Raw genomic sequence first — 17,463 nt, 5'->3', positions numbered from 1 at the left:
AGACATTCCATTCATCTGTGAAATAGTTATAATTTAGTCAGAGCATCTATAAAACAGATTCTTCATCGCAGGGAGCCGCAATGGTGCAGAGATTCTCGATCACGCTCACTCAGCTGTCGTACTTCGCCGAATGTGCGAAGACACTGAATATGACAGAGGCCAGCCAGGAGCTCCATATCGCGCAGTCGGCGGTATCGACGGCGATCAATCAGCTGGAGAGGGCTCTCGGCGCTCCGCTTTTCGTGCGACAGCACTCGAAGGGTCTCGTTCTCACCTCGGCCGGCGAAAGCCTGCTTCACGAGACCCGGGAGATCTTCGGTCGGATCACTGATGCCGTCGATTCGATTCAGGCCGGGCAGCGCGAAGTGCGCGGAACCATCGTCATCGCCTGCTTCCAGACGATCGCTCCCTTTTTGCTGCCGCAGCTGCTCCAGCGGCTGGGCGAGCGCCACCCCGAGCTGAGTGTCGAGGTCGTCGAGGGCGATCACGAGGAGAGCATCGACGCGCTGCGCAGCGGCCGAGTCGAACTCGCGCTCAACTACGACCTCACCGAATCTGACGGAATCCGCGCCGAGATCGTCGGGGAGGCCCGACCACACGTCATCGTCGGCACCGACCATCGCTTGGCAAGGCGAAAGAAGGTTTCACTGAGCGAGCTCGCTGAGGATTCGTTCGTCGTCCTCGACCTGCCCGACAGCCGCGAGTACTTCCTCAACATGCTGCGCTTGGCTGGAATCACTCCGCATGTGCGCTACCGCAGTTCGAGCTACGAGACCGTGCGCTCGATGGTCGCCATGGGCCTCGGCTTTTCCATTCTCAATCAGAGACCGCAGATCAGACAGACCTACACGGGGGAGCGGACGACGATCCTCGAGATCTCCGATCCCGTACCGACACTCCATGTGGCCGTGTCGACCCTGGCCCGCTCCGCACGAACGGCGAAGGCCGCGGCCGTGGCGGATATCGTCCGCGAGATCCTCGCCGAGGTGGCTCCCGAGTAAGCCGAAAGGCGGCGTCGAGTAGGGCGTTCTGTGGGGCGAAAACCAATGTTGTCGATGCCTCGAAGTGATCGATGATTGAACACTACATCTATTCATAAGATGTAGTGGACCGTGAAGAACTATTGGCAATGCCACTTCCACCTGCGGTTTGCTGGATGGCGTCAGGGCAACGTTGAAGTTGTGCCCGCCAGCAACGAAGCACATGCCGCAGCAATGCGGCACCGACGGAAGGGTGTCCATGTCGAACACAGCCGCAGAATCCACCGAAGTCGTCGTCATCGGCGGCGGCCAGGCCGGGGTCGCGATGAGCGAGCATCTTGATCAGCGGGGAGTGGACCATATCGTTCTTGAACGCGATCGGATCGCCGAGGCCTGGCGCTCTCGCCGATGGGACTCCCTCGTCGCCAACGGTCCGGCCTGGCATGATCGTTTTCCCACGCAGGAGTTCGCGCACACTGACCCTGACGGCTTCGCCACGAAGGAACAGGTTGCCGAGTATTTCCAGACTCTCGTGGAGGCTAAAAACCTGCCGGTGCGCACCGGGGTCACCGCCACCTCGGTGACGGAGAACGCGGGGTCCCGTGGCTTCCGCGTGACCACCGATGCCGGAGCCATCGACGCAGATTACGTCGTCGCCGCCACCGGTCCGTTCCAGACCCCGCGGCTTCCCGACATCATCCCCGCCGAGGCAGGACTGACGCAGATCCACTCGAACTCCTATAAGAACCCTGAACAGCTCGATGAAGGCGGTGTCCTCGTCGTCGGCGCTGGATCTTCGGGCGTGCAGATCGCCGCTGAAATCCAGCGCTCGGGGCGGCCGGTCCACCTCGCCGTCGGTCCCCACGACCGTCCGCCGCGTGCCTACCGCAACCGGGACTTCTGCTGGTGGCTCGGCGTGTTGGGCAAGTGGGACATGGCCACACCACCGGCCGGTGCCGAGCATGTCACGATCGCCGTCAGCGGCGCCCAAGGCGGACACACCGTGGATTTCCGCGATCTTGCTGACTCGGGCATCACCTTGCTCGGCCGGGCGAACGCCTATTCCGACGGAAAGCTGCATATCGGAGCTGATCTGCAGAGGAACATCGCGCGCGGGGACGAGAGCTACCTGTCGCTGCTGCGTGAGGCCGACGAGTACATCGAACGCAATGGGCTCGATCTGCCGCCGGAGCCCGAGGCACACGAGTTCGGCCCCGAACCGGACTGTGTCAGTGACCCGATCCTCGAGCTCGACCTCGCCGCCGTAGGCATCCGCACTGTGATCTGGGCGACTGGCTTCGGTGTCGACTATTCCTGGCTCGAGGTCCCTGGCGTGCTCGACGCACGCGGATACCCCGTGCAGCAGCGCGGAGTGACACCGGTCCCCGGCATGTACTTCCTCGGACTTCCCTGGCTTTCCCGGCGTGGATCGAGCTTCATCTGGGGCGTGTGGCACGATGCGAAGTATCTTGCCGACCAGATCGGCATCCAACGGATGTATCGCGACTACGCACCCGTGACCTCCCCGCTCGCAGCGGCAGCGTCCTGACCCGTTGGACCGTCTGATCCTTGAATGTGAGAGTCTGAAAACACTATGACTGAGTCGAACGCCTCCGCAGATCCCAATACCGCCTCTCTTCCCCTGACCTCGCCGACTGTGACGAACCAGAACCTCCCCACCCGCACCGAGACCGACTCGATCGGCAGCCTCGAGATCCCCGACACCGCGTATTGGGGCGTGCATACGGCTCGGGCGAATGAGAACTTCCCCATCGCGCGCCGTCCCGTCTCCGTCTACCCGGACTTCGTCCGCGCCTTCGCCTGCGTCAAGCAGGCCGCGGCCCGCGCAAATGCGGAGATCGGAGCGCTCGATGATCAGCGCGCAAACCTCATCGATGCCGCTTGTGAGGAGATCAAGTCAGGCAGACTCCACGACCAGTTCGCCGTCGGTGTCATCCAGGGCGGAGCCGGCACGTCGACGAACATGAACGCCAACGAGGTCATCACGAACCGCGCCCTGGAGATCGCGGGCCGGGCCAAGGGCGACTACGCGTTCATCCACCCGAATGACCACACGAACCACAGCCAGTCGACGAACGACACCTACCCGACGGCGATCAAGATCGCGCTCGCCTTCTCCCTGCAGAACCTGCTGAGCGAACTCACCCTCCTCGCCGATGCCTTCGCCGCGAAGGGCCGCGAGTTCTCCCATATCGTCAAGGTCGGCCGCACCCAGCTCCAGGATGCGGTGCCGATGACACTCGGCCAGGAATTCAACGCCTTCGCCACGACCCTGCGCGAAGACGTCCAGCGTCTCGAGGAAGCCGTCGCCCTCCTCGGCGAGGTGAACATGGGCGCCACCGCGATCGGCACCTCGATCAACGCTCCGGTCGGGTACAAGGAAGCGGTCATCAAGCATCTGCGTGAGATCACCGAGCTCGACCTGGTCACGGCCGGTGACCTCGTCGAATCGACCTCCGACACCGGCGTGTTCATCACCTTCTCCGGGGCGCTCAAGCGCAGCGCACTGAAGATGTCGAAGATCGCCAATGACCTGCGGCTGCTGTCCTCGGGACCGCAGGCCGGCATCGGCGAGATCAACCTGCCGGCCCGGCAGGCCGGGTCGTCGATCATGCCCGGCAAGGTCAATCCCGTCATCCCCGAGGCGGTCTCCCAGGTCGCGTACTCCGTGGCCGGCGCCGATGTCACCGTGTCCATGGCGGTTGAGGCCGGTCAGCTGCAGCTCAACGCCTTCGAACCGATCATCGCCCACTCCCTGTTCCAGTCGATCACGTGGCTCGAGCGCGCCTGCCAGACCTTCCGCACCAACTGCGTCAACGGCATCACCGCCAACGAGGCGGAGCTCGAGGACACCGTCGACCGGTCGGTCACCGTCATCACCGCACTCGCACCCGTCCTCGGCTACACTCAGGCCGCCCAGCTGGCGAAGCAGGCACTGGCGACGAATGAGCCGATCTCCGACCTCGTCGTCGAGCGCGGACTGCTCGACCGTTCTCAGCTCGGCGAGATCCTCCAACCCGAACGGCTGACGGGGCTGAGCACCGATCACAACGTGACCACGGACCCCGACTCCGCCGAGGCGGTCCCGCGCGACGAGATGACCGGAGAGCTTCCGACGGTGGCCGACCCCGAGGGGTGAGCAGAGCCAGAGCCCTGCCGTATCTGTTCAGAGGAGCTGGCGCAGAACGTAGGGCAGGATTCCGCCATGGACGTAGTAGACCTCCTCGGCGGGGGTGTCGACGCGGACCTTCGCGGTGAACTCCACGCTCCCGTCGCCTTCGCCGGCGCGCACGGTGACCGCGTCGGGGAGGGTATCCCGACCTTCGAGCCCGGTGATCGAGAACACCTCGTCGCCGGTGAGCCCGAGGCTCTCAGCCGATTCGCCGTCGTTGAACTGCAGCGGCAGGACACCCATTCCGATGAGGTTCGAGCGGTGGATGCGCTCGAAGGACTCCGCGAGCACCGCTTTGACCCCCAGCAGGGTGGTGCCTTTGGCGGCCCAATCGCGTGACGAACCCGAACCGTATTCGGCACCGGCGATGACGAGCAGGGGGACCTGCTCGTCGAGGTAGCGCTGAGAGGCCTCGAAGATGCTCATCTCCTCCCCGTCGGGCAGGTGCCTGGTGACACCGCCCTCGGTGCCGGGAGCCAGCTGATTGCGCAGCCGCACGTTGGCGAAGGTTCCGCGCACCATCACATCGTGATTGCCGCGCCGCGAACCATAGGAGTTGAAATCCGTCGGTTCGATCCCCTGCTCGCGCAGGAAGCGTCCTGCCGGTGAGGTGGGGCTGATCGTTCCGGCCGGGGAGATGTGGTCGGTGGTCACCGAATCGCCGAGGAGGGCCAGCACCCGGGCACCGGTGATGCGGAATTTGTCAAGGTGAATGAGACCAACGGGAGTTAGGCGGCTGGTTGCTCGACCAGTTGGTGGTCGTTGTCGTTCGTGCTCTCGACGGGCTTGTTGATCCAAGCAGCCGCAGGGAGGTCGAGGACCTTCGGGGGTGCGTTCGTGGCGAACCGCTGAGGATGAGCCGCCCGGGCCGCGGCGAGGACGTCAGCGCGTTCATCGGCCTTGGCCGCTGCGAGTCCGTAGTGGACATCGGCCGGCGTATGCAGACCGAGTCCCTGGTGGTGATGTTCATGGTTATACCAGGACACGAACTCGTCGATGAACCCTCGCGCCCCAGCCAAAGACCCGAATCGTTCGGGAAAGACCGGCGCATACTTCAACGTTTTAAACCACGCTTCGGAATAGGGATTGTCGTTGGAGACCTTCGGCCGCGAATGCGATCTGGTCACGTGAAGATCGGCCAGCAGTGTAGCCACGGACTTCGACGTCATCGACGTGCCCCGATCGGCATGGACCACCTGGGGGATGCCGTGGATACCGAACACCTCGGCCATCATCTCCTCGGCCAACGGTCCGGACTCACGCGCATGGACATGAGCACCAACGATGTAGCGGGAGTAGATATCGATCATCACATAGGCGTCGTAGTACACACCCCGGGTCGGTCCGGCCAACTTGGTGATGTCCCACGTATACACCTGTCCCGGCCCGTCAGCGACCAGTTCCGGCACCGCTCGGGCAGGATGCCTGGCCTGCCGTCGACGCTCTCTGACCTGGGCGTTGTCGGCCAGGATCCGATACATCGTCGAGATCGAGCAGAGGTAGACGCCCCGGTCGAGGAGCGTGGCGAAGACCTGCATCGGAGTGGAATCGACGAACTCAGCACTGTTGAGCACGGCCAGCACATGCGCTCGTTCAGTGCAGTCGAGCCGGTTGGCCGGGACCACCTCCCGCGCTACAGGCGGGCCTGAACGTCTGCGGCGGCGTGCCGCGGTCGACCGCGCGATACCGGTCAGCCCGGCTGCAGCCCGGGTACTCGAGCCGTGGACGGTCAGCTCGGTGTAGGCGTTCATCAGCGCTTCTTCCGCCTGGACTCGGTATCCGCGCTCTTGGAGGTCTCTTCCAAGAGCGCGCGTGCTTTTCCCATGATTTCCAATGCCGTCTCCGTGCGGTCCAAACGCTGCTGGGTCTGCTCGAGCTCGCGGCGCAACCGGGCAATCTCAGCCTGATCCTTGTTCGGCTTCCCGACCGCCTGACCGGGCTTCTTTCCCTCCAAGACACCGGCATCGCGCAGTCTGCGCCATTCGGTGATCAACGAGGAATACAGACCCTCACGACGCAGGTAAGCCCCTCCCTGCTGCTGCCTGCAGGCTTCTTCATAAGCGGTCAGGTGGGCGAGTTTCTGGTCGGGGGTGAAAGTGCGTCGGCGTGGACCATCAGAGCGCGGGTACGGAGGGTTCATGGTTCCATCATCGCTGACCGGAGTTGATGATGGGCAGAGAGTCGAGATACTCATCGTGATTGTTCCTGATCTCGCCCTGCGAAGGCGGACTTGCTATGAACCGGTGGACTCAACTCACCCTGACACGCAGGGATGTCATGGGCGGTATCGGGCTCAGCTGACATACCGTCGAAGTAGGGCGGACGGCGGACATAGGAGGAGTCCGGGTTCCACGCGAACTTGTCGCCGGCAGGCACGTCCATGCCCCGCCAGTTCTCGTCACCGGTGAAGACGTCCGAATACCCGGAGGTGAACATCTCGGCCTCGAGGCTCTCATCGACGACCTTCTTGATCTCAGCGGTGGTCGGCCAGATATCGCGCAGGAACACCTCCCGTCCGTCCTCGCCGACCCCGAGCGCCTCGGTGAGCAGGTCGGTGTGCATGCTCCCGGCGAGCGCATAGGCGATGACCAAGGGCGGAGAGGCGAGGAAGTTCATCTTCACCTCGGGGTGGATGCGCCCCTCGAAGTTGCGGTTGCCCGAGAGCACCGCAGACACGTTGAGGTCGTTGTCGTTGACCGCCTGACTCACTGCCGGAATCAGCGGGCCGGAGTTGCCGATGCACGTCGTGCAACCGTACCCGATGAGTCCGAAGCCCAGCTGATCGAGGTACTGGGTCAGGTCGGCCCGGTCGAAGTAGTCGGTGACGACCCTTGAGCCCGGGGCCAGGGTCGTTTTGACCCACGGTTTCGGCCGCAGCCCGCGTTCGACGGCCTTCTTGGCCAGCAGCCCGGCGCCGATCATCACCGAAGGGTTCGATGTGTTCGTGCACGAGGTGATCGCCGCGATCACGACATCACCGTGGTCGACGATCGCCGGGATGTCGTTGATGACGACATCGGCCGGATCGCTGGGCCACCCGAGTCGGGCGTTCGCGGTCAGCTGCGCGCGGTCGACGTGACGCGGAGGCTCATCGGGGACCGACGACGGTGAGACCGAGATCGGGTCGCTGGCGGGGAAGGAATCGGCAGAGGCATCATCGACCCCGCCGGGACGGACGGTCGACTTCTTCTGCTCGCCGGCGAGGAGGCCGAGCACGGTCGCGGGGGCGTCGCCGAGCTCGATGCGGTCCTGGGGCCGCTTCGGTCCCGCGATCGACGAGGTGACGGTGGCCAGGTCCAATTCGACGACCTGGGAGTATTCGGCAGGCTGGTCGGGGTCGTGCCAGAGCCCCTGCTCCTTGGCATAGGCGGCGACGAGGTCGATCTGCTCGGGAGCACGGCCGGTCAGTCGCAGATACTCCAGCGTCTCCTCGTCGATGGGGAAGATCGCGCAGGTGGCACCGTATTCGGGACTCATATTGCCCAGGGTGGCGCGGTTGGCCAAGGGAATGTTCGCCACGCCGGGCCCGAAGAATTCGACGAACTTTCCGACGACTCCCGTCTGACGCAGCAGCTGAGCCACAGTGAGGACGAGATCGGTGGCCGTCGTCCCCTCGGGCAGCTGGCCGGTCAGCTTGAGCCCGACGACCTCGGGGATGAGCATGCTCATCGGCTGGCCGAGCATGGCAGCCTCGGCTTCGATGCCGCCGACACCCCAGCCGAGCACGCCGAGGCCGTTGACCATGGGAGTGTGCGAATCCGTGCCCACGAGGGTGTCCGGATAGGCCTGAGGCAGGCCGTCGGCGGTCTCGCGGGTGAACACGACCCGGGAAAGGTATTCGAGGTTTACCTGGTGGCAGATGCCGGTGTCCGGTGGGACGACGAGGAAGTCCGTGAACGACTCCTGTGCCCAGCGCAGCAGCTGATAGCGCTCCTGGTTGCGTTCGAACTCCTTCTGCGCATTGATTCCGAAGGCATCCGAACGGGCGAAGACATCGGCGATGACCGAGTGGTCGATGACGAGTTCGGCGGGGATGAGCGGGTTGATCTTCTTCGGATCGCCCCCGAGCTCGGTGATCGCATCGCGCATGGCCACGAGGTCGACGACGCAGGGCACACCGGTGAAGTCCTGCATGAGCACTCGCGCCGGGGTGTACTGGATCTCGTGCTCGCCGACATCCGCAGGAGTCCAGTCGCGCAGGGCTGCGATCTGTTCGGCGGTGACCAGACGGCCGTCCTCACTGCGCAGGAGGTTCTCCAGCAGCACTTTGAGGCTGTAGGGCAGTCGCTGGGACCCTTCGATGCGGTCGAGCCGGTGGATCTCGTAGGTCTTTTCGCCCACTGTCAGCTGGTCTCGGGTGTTGAAGCTGTTGGAAGTCATGATCGGCCTTTCCGAATGGACGCACAGCGAATGAGTCGCGGGGTCATCCGAACAGATGCCGATCGGAATGGTGCCGACGTTGAGCACCAGTGCGGCCTCCATGCAGGCGGCCCGTTATCGACAGCATAGGCACGGGTGTGCTCAGAACTCCAGAGGTGATGGAGAAAGCCGTCGGCTCATCTGCGCCGAGGCGACCGCCCTCACGCCTTGCGGCTCCGCTGGCTCGCTTCGGTCAACTCGACATAGGCCAGGTGCTGGTCTGCCGAATAGCAGATGATCTTGCCCTTGTGGTTCTTGGTTCGTCGGAGAATCTTCGCCTCGGCGAGTTCGACGAGGGCGCGGTGGGCAGCCGCCCGAGTCACTCCGTGCTCGACCGAGACCGACTCGATGGTGATCACGGGTTCTCGTGCCAAGCTGTCGAGGATTTTCAGGATGACGGAACCGGTCCTCGGCCGAGCCGGTGACTTGCCGATCGCTCGGCGATGCTCGATGAGGTCCGTGCGAACCGTCTGGTCGAGTGCCTCGATATCCTCGGCGAGGAGGACGGCGCTTGCGGCGGCGGCTTCGACCGCCTCGGCGAAGGAGATGACCCAGTGGTCGAGATCGGCTGGGGCCTGACGATAGGCCGTGAGCCCACCGATATAGGTAGTCGTGTCAGAAGCGAAGACAGTGCTGATCGGCACGAGCACAGTGCGGAGGGCATCGGCGCGTTTGAGGACGGTGTGGACGAGCGCTCGCCCGGTTCGACCGTTTCCGTCGATGAACGGATGGATCGTCTCGAACTGAGCATGGGCGATGGCCGCACGAATGACGGGATTTCCCTCGGTAGCTGAGACGAATTCGGCGAGGTTCGCAACGAGCCGTTTCACCTCGGCGGCCGGAGGCGGGACGAAATCGGCGCGCAGAGGACTGTTTCCGGGGCCGCCGACCCAATTCTGGGTCGTCCGCAGTCCGGGCTCGAGCCGGGGCTCGATCGAGTGCTGCAGCTCTTCGATGTCACGGACCGTGATCGCTCGTGAGGGGTCAGCGATCTCATCGATCGCGTTCTCAGTGGCTCTCACATTGGCGATGACATCGAGTGCGACCCGGTCGCCGTGTTGGAGTCGTTCGGCGATCGCCAGCTTCTTCGGACTGAGGCGGTTGCCTTCGATCCACGATGAGGAGATGCTCTCGGACCGGATGAGCAGATGGTTGAGATAGCTGCTGCCCGAGGACCTGATCCGTTCATCGAGGCGGGCCAGCACGACGACTGCTTCCTCGGCTGCGCGCTGTGCTTCGGCACCGAGTGTGGGGAGAGCGGAGGAGAGCTCATCGGGCACATAGGCGTGGAATGTGCCTGAGGCTCTGTCCTTTCTGCTCAGCCCCGCGGGGTTCGGAGGACTCCAGTGGCATTCGACGCTGTAGGGCATGGGCGGGCCTTCTGTCGGGTGGGCCCCACGGTGAGAAATGGGCTCGTATATTTACTTTAGTCCATCTAAAGTAAATATTCACCCGTCCAGCAGCCCCCGGATGTCCTCGGCCGTGACGGTCTGGCTGAACGCCTGCCCACTGGGCCCGCGGCCCTCGAAGGTGCCGGAATCGGACATGAGGGAGTCGAAGAGTTCGGCCTTGCGTTTCTGCAGGGCCAGCACCTTCTCTTCGATCGTGCCCTCGGCGACGTAGCGGTAGACCATGACGGACTTCGTCTGCCCGATCCGGTGGGCTCGGTCGATCGCCTGGTTCTCGGTCGCGGGGTTCCACCACGGATCCATGAGGAAGACGTAGTCCGCCTCGGTGAGGTTGAGCCCGAAGCCGCCTGCCTTGAGGCTGATGAGGAAGACGGGGGCCTCACCGGACCGGAACGACTCGACCACGGCCCCTCGATTCCGGGTCGACCCGTCGAGGACGACATGGGGCACACCGCGGCGCTCGAGGACCGCGGCGACCTGGTCGAGGAACGAGGTGAACTGGCTGAACACGATCGACCGGTGCCCCTCGGCGATGACATCATCGAGCCGGTCCATCAGCGCCGTCAGCTTGCTCGAGGGCACCTCGGCGTGTTCGGCGTCGACGATGCTCGGGTCCAGGGCGAGCATCCGCAGCAGGGTGAGCGAACGGAAGACGATGAACCGCTGCTTGTCGTAGTCGCTGTCGATGAAGCCGAGGATCTTCTTCCGCTCCTTCTGCAGGATCCGGTCGTAGAGCTTCCGGTGCGCGGAATTGAGCTCGACGGTGATGACCTGCTCCTGCTTCTCCGGCAGATCCGCGGCCACCAGATCCTTCGTCCGGCGAATCATGAACGGTCGGATGCGTCGCTGCAACCGCTGCATCCGTCCCGGGTTCTCGCCGCTTTCGATGGGGCGGACGTATTCCTCGTCGAAGCGGTGCGGGCTCGGGAACAGTCCTGGTGCGGTGATGGAAAACAGCGACCACACATCGCGCAGCGAGTTCTCCATGGGGGTGCCGGTCAGGGCCAGACGGAACGGTGTCCGCACGGACTTCGCCGCCTGATGGGTCAGGGCCGTGCTGTTCTTGACGAACTGGGCCTCATCGAGGACGAGCCCGGCCCACTCGAGGCGAGAGATCGGGTCCTCGTCGAGGCGCAGCATCGCATAGGACATGACGACGATATCGGCACCGTCGACGACCTCGTCCAGCGGTGTCCGTCTCTTCTTCGTCGACTCCGCGATGACGCGAACATCGAGGTCAGGGGTGAAGGCGGCAGCCTCCTTGACCCAGTTGTCGACCACCGAGGTGGGGGCGACGACGAGGAACGGTGCCCTCGCCTGACCGGTGCCGGCCACGGTATCGCCGGCGTGCGCGGTATCGCCCGCGGGCGTAGTTTCGCGGGCAGCCGTGCGGCCGGCCTTCACATGGGCGATGAGAGCCAGCGTCTGCAGCGTCTTGCCCAGCCCCATATCGTCGGCGAGGATCCCGCCGAGGCGGCACCGGTAGAGCAGCGCCAACCACCGGAATCCCTGCACCTGATAGGGACGCAGCCTCGCCCCGCCCAGTTCGGGCACCTCGGTGGCCGGCAGCTGGTCGAGATCGGCCAGCGCCTGTGCGGACTCTCGCCAGGTCAGAGCCGGCTCGGACTCGTCGGCGACGTCCTCGAAGTCCGACCACAGGCCCACGTGCATCCGTGAGATCTTCGGTGTCTCGGGTTCCCATTCGGGGATGAGGTCCGCCTCGGCGAGCAGGGCCTTGAGTTTGTCGAAGACCGGTTTGCTCAGCGACAGGAAGGTGTCATCGGGGAGTTTGAGCTTCTTCGCGCCCCTGGCCAGTGCCTTGTACAGCTTGACGAAGGGGACCGGGTGCCCGTCGACGCTGATCTGGAAGCCGAGGTCGAACCAGTCGTTCTTCTCCGACTCCACCGAGGTGATTGTGACGTTCGGCTCCCCGCCGAGCTCCCGGTAGGGCTGCTTCTTCCCGCGGGTGATGACCTTGAGATGCTCGATCTCCTCGAGTCCGGGCAGCACGTTGACGACGAAGTCGGCGGTATCGGCATCGTCGAGCGCGGTGTCGACGACCTCCGTCAGCCGGGACCCTTCCTCGTGGGTGTCGGCCAGGACCCGTGCGACCGCAGAGAGCACTTCGGCTTCATGCTCGAGGTCGCGCCGGTCGTCCCGCTCCCACGCAGAGGCTGTTCGCGCCGGTGTCGTCTGTGTCGAGGTCGCCGATGCCGAAGCGGTCGGTGCCGAGTGCGGCGGTGAAACGGTCGGCAGCTTCGCGCGGGAAATGACCGGCAGGGTGCGTCGGGGTCCCGAGTACTCCCAGTACCAGCGCAGGTCGAGCCTGTCGCCGGCGCCGAAGGTGAGGAAGAGGACGAGGCGGGGCTGCCGGTAGGCCGGGAAAGTCACGGTGTCGTCGGTGCTGACCACCTCGGCGCTGGTGCGCAGCTGCGGATAGTACTCTTCGAAGAACTCCTCGGCCTCGGAATCGGGAATGGTGATCGGGCCGGCGGCTCTGAACACCGGCAGGGCTGACTCCCTGGTCGGCTTCTCCGCCGGAGCGAGAGTCACGGTGAAGCCCGAGGCCACATCGATGCCGAAGAAGCCATGCGTCCAGATCGGTTTGATCAGACCCGGAGTGAACTCGCGTTCGTCAATCGTCGCCCGCGGCTGGACGCGCAGCTGGCCCTGAGCACGCCTGATGTCGACGACGGCTTTCGCCACCCGCCCGATGCGCACGTCCATGCCCTGGTTAATGCCGACGAATTCGATGCCGAGCTGTGCACCCCGGTCGAAGTGCTCCCACAGCAGCGGGGTATGGAAATCGCCGAGGTGGTACGGCGCTCCGTCGGGCGTGAAGTCGGTCCTGTCCCGGGTGCGCAGGCCCGCAAGCTGGGTGAACCATTCCTGGTGGCGAGCGTCGATATTGTGCTGCCGGGCCATCCGATCGATGGTGCGCCAGGTCAGCGACTTCTTCACCCAGTTGCCGGATTCGCTGAGCAGCAGCGGCCGGATGGCCAGGGACGGGTTCGTGCCGGGGGAGACAGTGGCGCGTTCGAGCAGCACCGAGTGCTGGGGTTCGAACCAGGTGCGGGGGACGACCTCGACGAGCTCGAAGCCCAGGGACACGGGAGTATGCTCCTGCGGGGCCGCCTCGGCGAGTGGGGCGAAGGCCTCACGCCAGTCGGCGGGGGCGGCCGAGGCCGGGGGAGTGGTCTGTCGGGTTTCGGGCACGAGGCCATCTTCTCACTCGAGGCTGACTTGGGAGCTAAGGAACGAGAACGCCGCGGCCCTGGATCCGCCCCTGCCTGAGGTCATCGAAGGCGGTGAGTGCGTCGTCGAGCGAATAGCGTGTGACCTCGAGTGCGATCTTGTCCTGTTGGGCGAGAGCGATCGCCTCGCGTGCTTCGGAGCGGGTGCCGCCGTAGGCTCGTTCGATGTTCACACACCAGGGCAGGTCAGCGCCGTTGGAGGCCTCGTAGTCGAAGGAGCCTCCGCCGAGGCCGACGAAGCGGATTGCGCCCCCTCCGCGCACAACGCCGATGGCGATGTCCACGGTCGGTTGGACGCCGACGAAGTCGAGGACGACATCGGCGCCGATTCCATCTGTGAGCTCCAGGATCTTATCGGCTGCCTCGGCGTCGGACCTGATCGCGGTGGCACCGTGCTCGGCGGCGAAGGAGAGCTTCTCGTCATCGGTGTCGAGAGCGATGATGCGGGATCCGGTGATCGCCATGAGGATCTGCAGACCCACATGGCCCAGGCCGCCGAGACCGAGGATGACGGCGGTCGCGTCGCCGGTGAGGCGGTCGCGGACGGAGTTGATCGCATGCAGCGGAGTCAGGGCCGCATCGGCCAGCGGTGCAGCATCGACGGGGTCGAGATCGCCGAGGGGGCCGATGTGGTGAGAGCTGACGGCGATGTAGTCGGCCATGCCGCCGTCGACACCGATTCCCGGTGAGATCGGGCCCGTAGGGCTGCGACCGGTGATGACCTCGCATTGGTTGTCTCTGCCGGCGAGGCACTCGCGACATTTCCCGCACGAACGCATGAGTGAAACGAGCACAGGGTCTCCGAGGCTCCACCCGGTGACGTTCTCACCGATTTCAGCGATCGTTCCGGAGACCTCATGGCCGAGTGTGAAACCGATCAACGGACTGTCGTCTCCGGTTCCGATGATGGAGATGTCGGAATGGCAGAGGCCAGCCCCTGAGACTTTGAGGAGGACCTCGTCCGAAGCGATCTGCGGGACCGGCTTCTCCTGAAGTTCGACGGTGTCGTTCCTGACAAACGTCACTGCGCGCATTGTCGTGGCCATTGCTGTCCACCTTCCTGGCGGTGTCGGATGATGGTGCCTCTTCGCAGGCTACTCCATGGAAGGAACGGGTCGGCGAGGGTGGGACAGCGGTTGCAGGGGCCGGGACCAAGGGGGAATGGAGGAATGACTCGTTGCTCACGTCTGCGGATTGTCCGTTGCCGTTGAGTTCGGTCGTCAATAGGGTGGCCGCGAGAGCACAGAGAAGGAGCGAAAGCGATGAAGGCAGTTCGGTACTACGGCAAGGAAGACATCCGCATCGACGAGGTCGAGGAGCCGAAGACCCGACCGGGAACCGTGAAGATCGCGCCGGCCTTCAACGGCATCTGCGGAAGCGATCTCCACCTCTACCAGGACGGTCCGATCCGTCCTGCTCCGAGTGGTGAGGAAGCGCATCCCCTCTCCGGTGAGACCCTGCCAGTGGTCTTCGGACACGAATTCTCCGGAGTGATCGAAGACATCGGAGATGGAGTCGAAGGACTGGAGATCGGTGACTCCGTCGTCGTTGAGCCGCTCATGGTTGACGGCACATGCCCGGCATGTCGCCGTGGTGCCTACAATCTGTGCGAACAGATGGGATTCATCGGCATCTCCGGACGGGGCGGGGGCCTGAGCGAACACATCGTCGTCGAATCGCAGTGGGTCCACCCCGTCGGTGATATGCCGCTGGACCAGGCGGCGCTGATCGAACCACTGGCCGTGTCCCTGCACGGGGTCAAGCAGACTGCTGCTGCCGAGGGGCAGATTGCCGTTGTCGGCGGAGCCGGCCCCATCGGGCTCCTCGTCTCCGCCGTTCTCAAGGCCAAGGGGCTGACCACCATCGTCAGTGAAGTATCACAGGCTCGCCGTGCCAAGGCTCTGGAGTCGGGGGCAGCGGACGTCGTGATCGATCCGACGACCGAGAACCTCGGCGAGGTCGTGTCGGAACAGACTTCCGGTGCAATGGCTGATCTGGCTTTCGACGCGGCCGGCGCGCCGGCCGTGGTCGGCCAGCTGCTCGACGTGCTTGGCGCCACCGGCCGTCTTCAGGTCCTCGCCATCCACGGTGCGCCCGTCGAAGTGGACATCACTGATCAGCTGATGATGCAGGACCGCACGCTCGGCGCGAGTGTCGGTTACGCTCATGACCACGCCGAGGCGATCGACCTCGTTCGCTCCGGCAAGATTGACCTCGCCCCGTTCGTCACCTCGAAGATCCTTGCCGAGGACATCATCAGCGACGGGTTCGACCGGCTCACGAACAGCCAGGACGAGGTGAAGATTCTCGTCTCGATGAGCTGAATCTGATTGCCTCCGGGCGATCGCGGCTCATTGAGCGGTGCCCGCGTCTGGTCGATCCAAGTCGCTGGACTCGTCAGAATCGACTTGGATCGACCATCGCCTACGGCTGAGACTCAGTCCTCGGAGACCGCGGCAGCCAGATTGCCCAGTGAGGTTTCGAGGTCGTCCTCGCCGACGAGAGGGAAGCTGACCTGCTTCAGTACGTGCTTGTCGGTGACCGAGCTCCAGTCGTAGGTGACGGAGACGTCCGTCGAGTGACGGCCCTGCGGAATGAGCTCCCAGACCCACTCCCAGCCGGGTGGTTCCTCACCGGCCGGAGCGGTCTTCCAGGCCAGGAGTTTGTTCTCTTCGTAGCCGACGACGTGGTTCTCGGTCTTGTAGTCCCCACCCATCGGTTCGGAGTGCATGTTCATGGTGAACACTTGGCCGACGGCTGTGATGCGATCGGTCTTGTCATCGGAGACCACCATGTTCGAACCGTCGATGGCCGCGTGGCGCTCCGGGTTCGAGAGCACGTTGAAGATGTCCTCCGGCGCAGCATCGATCGTTCTGGAAGCGCTGACGTTCATCTCTGCCATGATCTTCACCTTTCATCAGGTGGTCGCGTGTGTGCCAGGGCGAATCGGCCGACCCGCCCTGTCGGGCCACGCTATACCCTCAGCCGGAATGCAGACAGGGGGTGCGGAATCGACAGCCAGCCGTGATCACCGAGCCGCCGAGTTACAGTGAAGGATGCCCGAATCTCCCGAGCTGTCGCCCACGGGTGACGAACGATGGCTGATCGTCAACGGCCGCCGGTGGCGCAGAACCGATCCCGAGCTGGATCAGAACGTGGTCGATGAGCTCAAGAGCCACCTCGGCGCGGCAAGGAATGCGGTGCGGACCGCGAAGAAGTCAGGCTCGGAGGGCGATCTCGCCGATGCCCGGCAGCGCGTGAACGTGGCCAAACACGGTCTGGGTGAACGTGGTGACTACTGGTGGCAGATGAGCCTCGCCGACAGACGCCAACGCGCAGAAGCGGCACTCGAGGAGCTGCGCTGACCAACACCGCTGACTAGCACCATCAGGTCATCTGAGCACTATCGGGTCAGCTGATCAGCGAGATCTTCGAAGTCCTCGGCGACGACGTCCCATGGTCCCTCCGGAACGAGGTCGACTGTCTGCCCAGGTCCGTGCTCGGTCGGACGGCGAACGAAAGCCGTGCGCAGACCAACCCGTGCCGCGGCGGCGAGGTCACTGTTGTGGGCGGCGACCATCATCACCTGTTCGGGGTCGAGTCCGAGGATCTCTGCCGTGCGCAGATAGGCGGCCGGGTCGGGTTTGTAGGCGGCGGCCACCTCGGCGCCGAGGATGGCGTCCCATGGCAGCCCTGCGCGTTTGGCCACGTCGAGGGCCAGTCGCACATTGGCGTTCGACAGCGGTGCGATGATGTGGCGTTGCTTGAGGCGAGCCAGTCCGGCGACCGCATCGGGCCAGGGATCGAGGCGATGCCAGCAGAGATTCACCTCCTCGAGGACGTCGTCGGAGATCGCACGCGGATCGACTCCGAATCGTTCGATGACAGTCTCGAGGTTCTCCCGATGGAGGACATCTAAGCGCACGAAGGGCCGACTGCCGCTGCGGACCCGCTCCATCGACGGCTGGTACTCAGCACGCCAGAGGTCCGCGAATTCGTGCGGATCTGCTTCGGACAGATACTCGTCGAGGAACGGTTCGACGCCGCTCGCCACGCTGGTTCGCCAGTCGACGACCGTGCCGAACATATCGAAGACCAGCGCCTCGACTGCGCCCAGATCAGCAACCATGCCTTCACACTATTCCGCTGACCACCGATCGCCAATACATCACACGTCAGGGCACGGGTGCAGATTCGGCAGCAACGAC

At 64.3% G+C, this 17,463-nt stretch carries 11 protein-coding genes and 2 pseudogenes; 5 read left to right on the top strand and 8 right to left on the bottom strand.

Going from position 1 to position 17,463, the window contains the following annotated elements; all coding sequences use genetic code 11:
- Positions 1-80 precede the first annotated feature (80 nt).
- The 3 genes from ACQE2J_RS18375 to ACQE2J_RS18365 all read left to right on the top strand — a co-directional run bounded on the left by ACQE2J_RS18375 (position 81) and on the right by ACQE2J_RS18365 (position 4,140).
- Positions 81-1,001, top strand: a complete 921-nt coding sequence (locus ACQE2J_RS18375; RefSeq protein ID WP_426936805.1) for a LysR substrate-binding domain-containing protein — start codon at positions 81-83, stop codon at positions 999-1,001.
- 238 nt (positions 1,002-1,239) lie between these two features.
- On the top strand, positions 1,240-2,529 hold the full coding sequence (locus ACQE2J_RS18370; protein ID WP_426936804.1) for a flavin-containing monooxygenase: 1,290 nt from the start codon (positions 1,240-1,242) through the stop codon (positions 2,527-2,529).
- Between the two features lie 45 nt (positions 2,530-2,574).
- Positions 2,575-4,140 (top strand): aspartate ammonia-lyase, encoded by a 1,566-nt coding sequence (locus ACQE2J_RS18365; RefSeq protein ID WP_426936803.1) that lies wholly within the window; start codon positions 2,575-2,577, stop codon positions 4,138-4,140.
- Positions 4,141-4,167: 27 nt separating this feature from the next.
- On the opposite strand, the pseudogene acnA reads toward ACQE2J_RS18365, so the two are convergent.
- The 6 genes and pseudogenes from acnA to ACQE2J_RS18335 form a co-directional block, all read right to left on the bottom strand.
- Positions 4,168-4,866, bottom strand: a pseudogene (gene acnA / locus ACQE2J_RS18360) (aconitate hydratase); the annotation flags it as partial.
- Between the two features lie 35 nt (positions 4,867-4,901).
- Positions 4,902-6,313 (bottom strand): IS3 family transposase gene (locus tag ACQE2J_RS18355; protein ID WP_426936802.1). Its coding sequence is split into 2 segments (ribosomal slippage): positions 4,902-5,965 and positions 5,965-6,313, totalling 1,413 coding nucleotides; the frame shifts between segments, so codons are not numbered across the junction.
- A 131-nt stretch (positions 6,314-6,444) separates the two neighbouring features.
- Positions 6,445-8,556 (bottom strand): annotated as a pseudogene (locus ACQE2J_RS18350) (aconitate hydratase); the annotation flags it as partial.
- Positions 8,557-8,753: 197 nt separating this feature from the next.
- Positions 8,754-9,962 carry a Fic family protein gene (locus tag ACQE2J_RS18345; protein ID WP_426936801.1) on the bottom strand — a complete coding sequence of 403 codons (1,209 nt, stop codon included), beginning with the start codon at positions 9,960-9,962 and terminating at the stop codon, positions 8,754-8,756.
- Between the two features lie 78 nt (positions 9,963-10,040).
- Positions 10,041-13,217 carry a DEAD/DEAH box helicase gene (locus ACQE2J_RS18340; protein WP_426936800.1) on the bottom strand — a complete coding sequence of 1,059 codons (3,177 nt, stop codon included), beginning with the start codon at positions 13,215-13,217 and terminating at the stop codon, positions 10,041-10,043.
- Between the two features lie 34 nt (positions 13,218-13,251).
- On the bottom strand, positions 13,252-14,301 hold the full coding sequence (locus tag ACQE2J_RS18335) for an alcohol dehydrogenase catalytic domain-containing protein (RefSeq protein WP_240689906.1): 1,050 nt from the start codon (positions 14,299-14,301) through the stop codon (positions 13,252-13,254).
- Positions 14,302-14,517: 216 nt separating this feature from the next.
- On the opposite strand from ACQE2J_RS18335, the gene ACQE2J_RS18330 reads away from it, so the two are divergent.
- Complete coding sequence (locus ACQE2J_RS18330) at positions 14,518-15,579, top strand: 2,3-butanediol dehydrogenase (RefSeq protein WP_135540527.1); 1,062 nt, start codon at positions 14,518-14,520, stop codon at positions 15,577-15,579.
- A 113-nt stretch (positions 15,580-15,692) separates the two neighbouring features.
- Here ACQE2J_RS18330 and ACQE2J_RS18325 read toward each other — a convergent pair whose 3' ends face one another.
- The gene (locus ACQE2J_RS18325; RefSeq protein ID WP_205683357.1) at positions 15,693-16,157 is read right to left on the bottom strand and encodes an SRPBCC family protein; all 465 of its coding nucleotides are present in this window, start codon (positions 16,155-16,157) and stop codon (positions 15,693-15,695) included.
- A gap of 154 nt (positions 16,158-16,311) precedes the next feature.
- Between ACQE2J_RS18325 and ACQE2J_RS18320 the strand changes: the two genes are divergently transcribed.
- A complete protein-coding gene (locus tag ACQE2J_RS18320; protein ID WP_135540529.1) occupies positions 16,312-16,620 on the top strand; it encodes a biopolymer transporter Tol in 309 nt (102 codons plus the stop codon).
- 38 nt (positions 16,621-16,658) lie between these two features.
- Here ACQE2J_RS18320 and ACQE2J_RS18315 read toward each other — a convergent pair whose 3' ends face one another.
- Positions 16,659-17,384, bottom strand: a complete 726-nt coding sequence (locus ACQE2J_RS18315; RefSeq protein ID WP_426936799.1) for a haloacid dehalogenase type II — start codon at positions 17,382-17,384, stop codon at positions 16,659-16,661.
- Positions 17,385-17,463 lie beyond the last annotated feature (79 nt).

Origin of the sequence: Brevibacterium sp. LE-L (genome assembly GCF_050214925.1) — a bacterium.
GTDB lineage: Bacteria > Actinomycetota > Actinomycetes > Actinomycetales > Brevibacteriaceae > Brevibacterium.
Note: the sequence above shows the minus strand (reverse complement) of the source record. Positions and strands in the feature narration are given on the sequence as shown.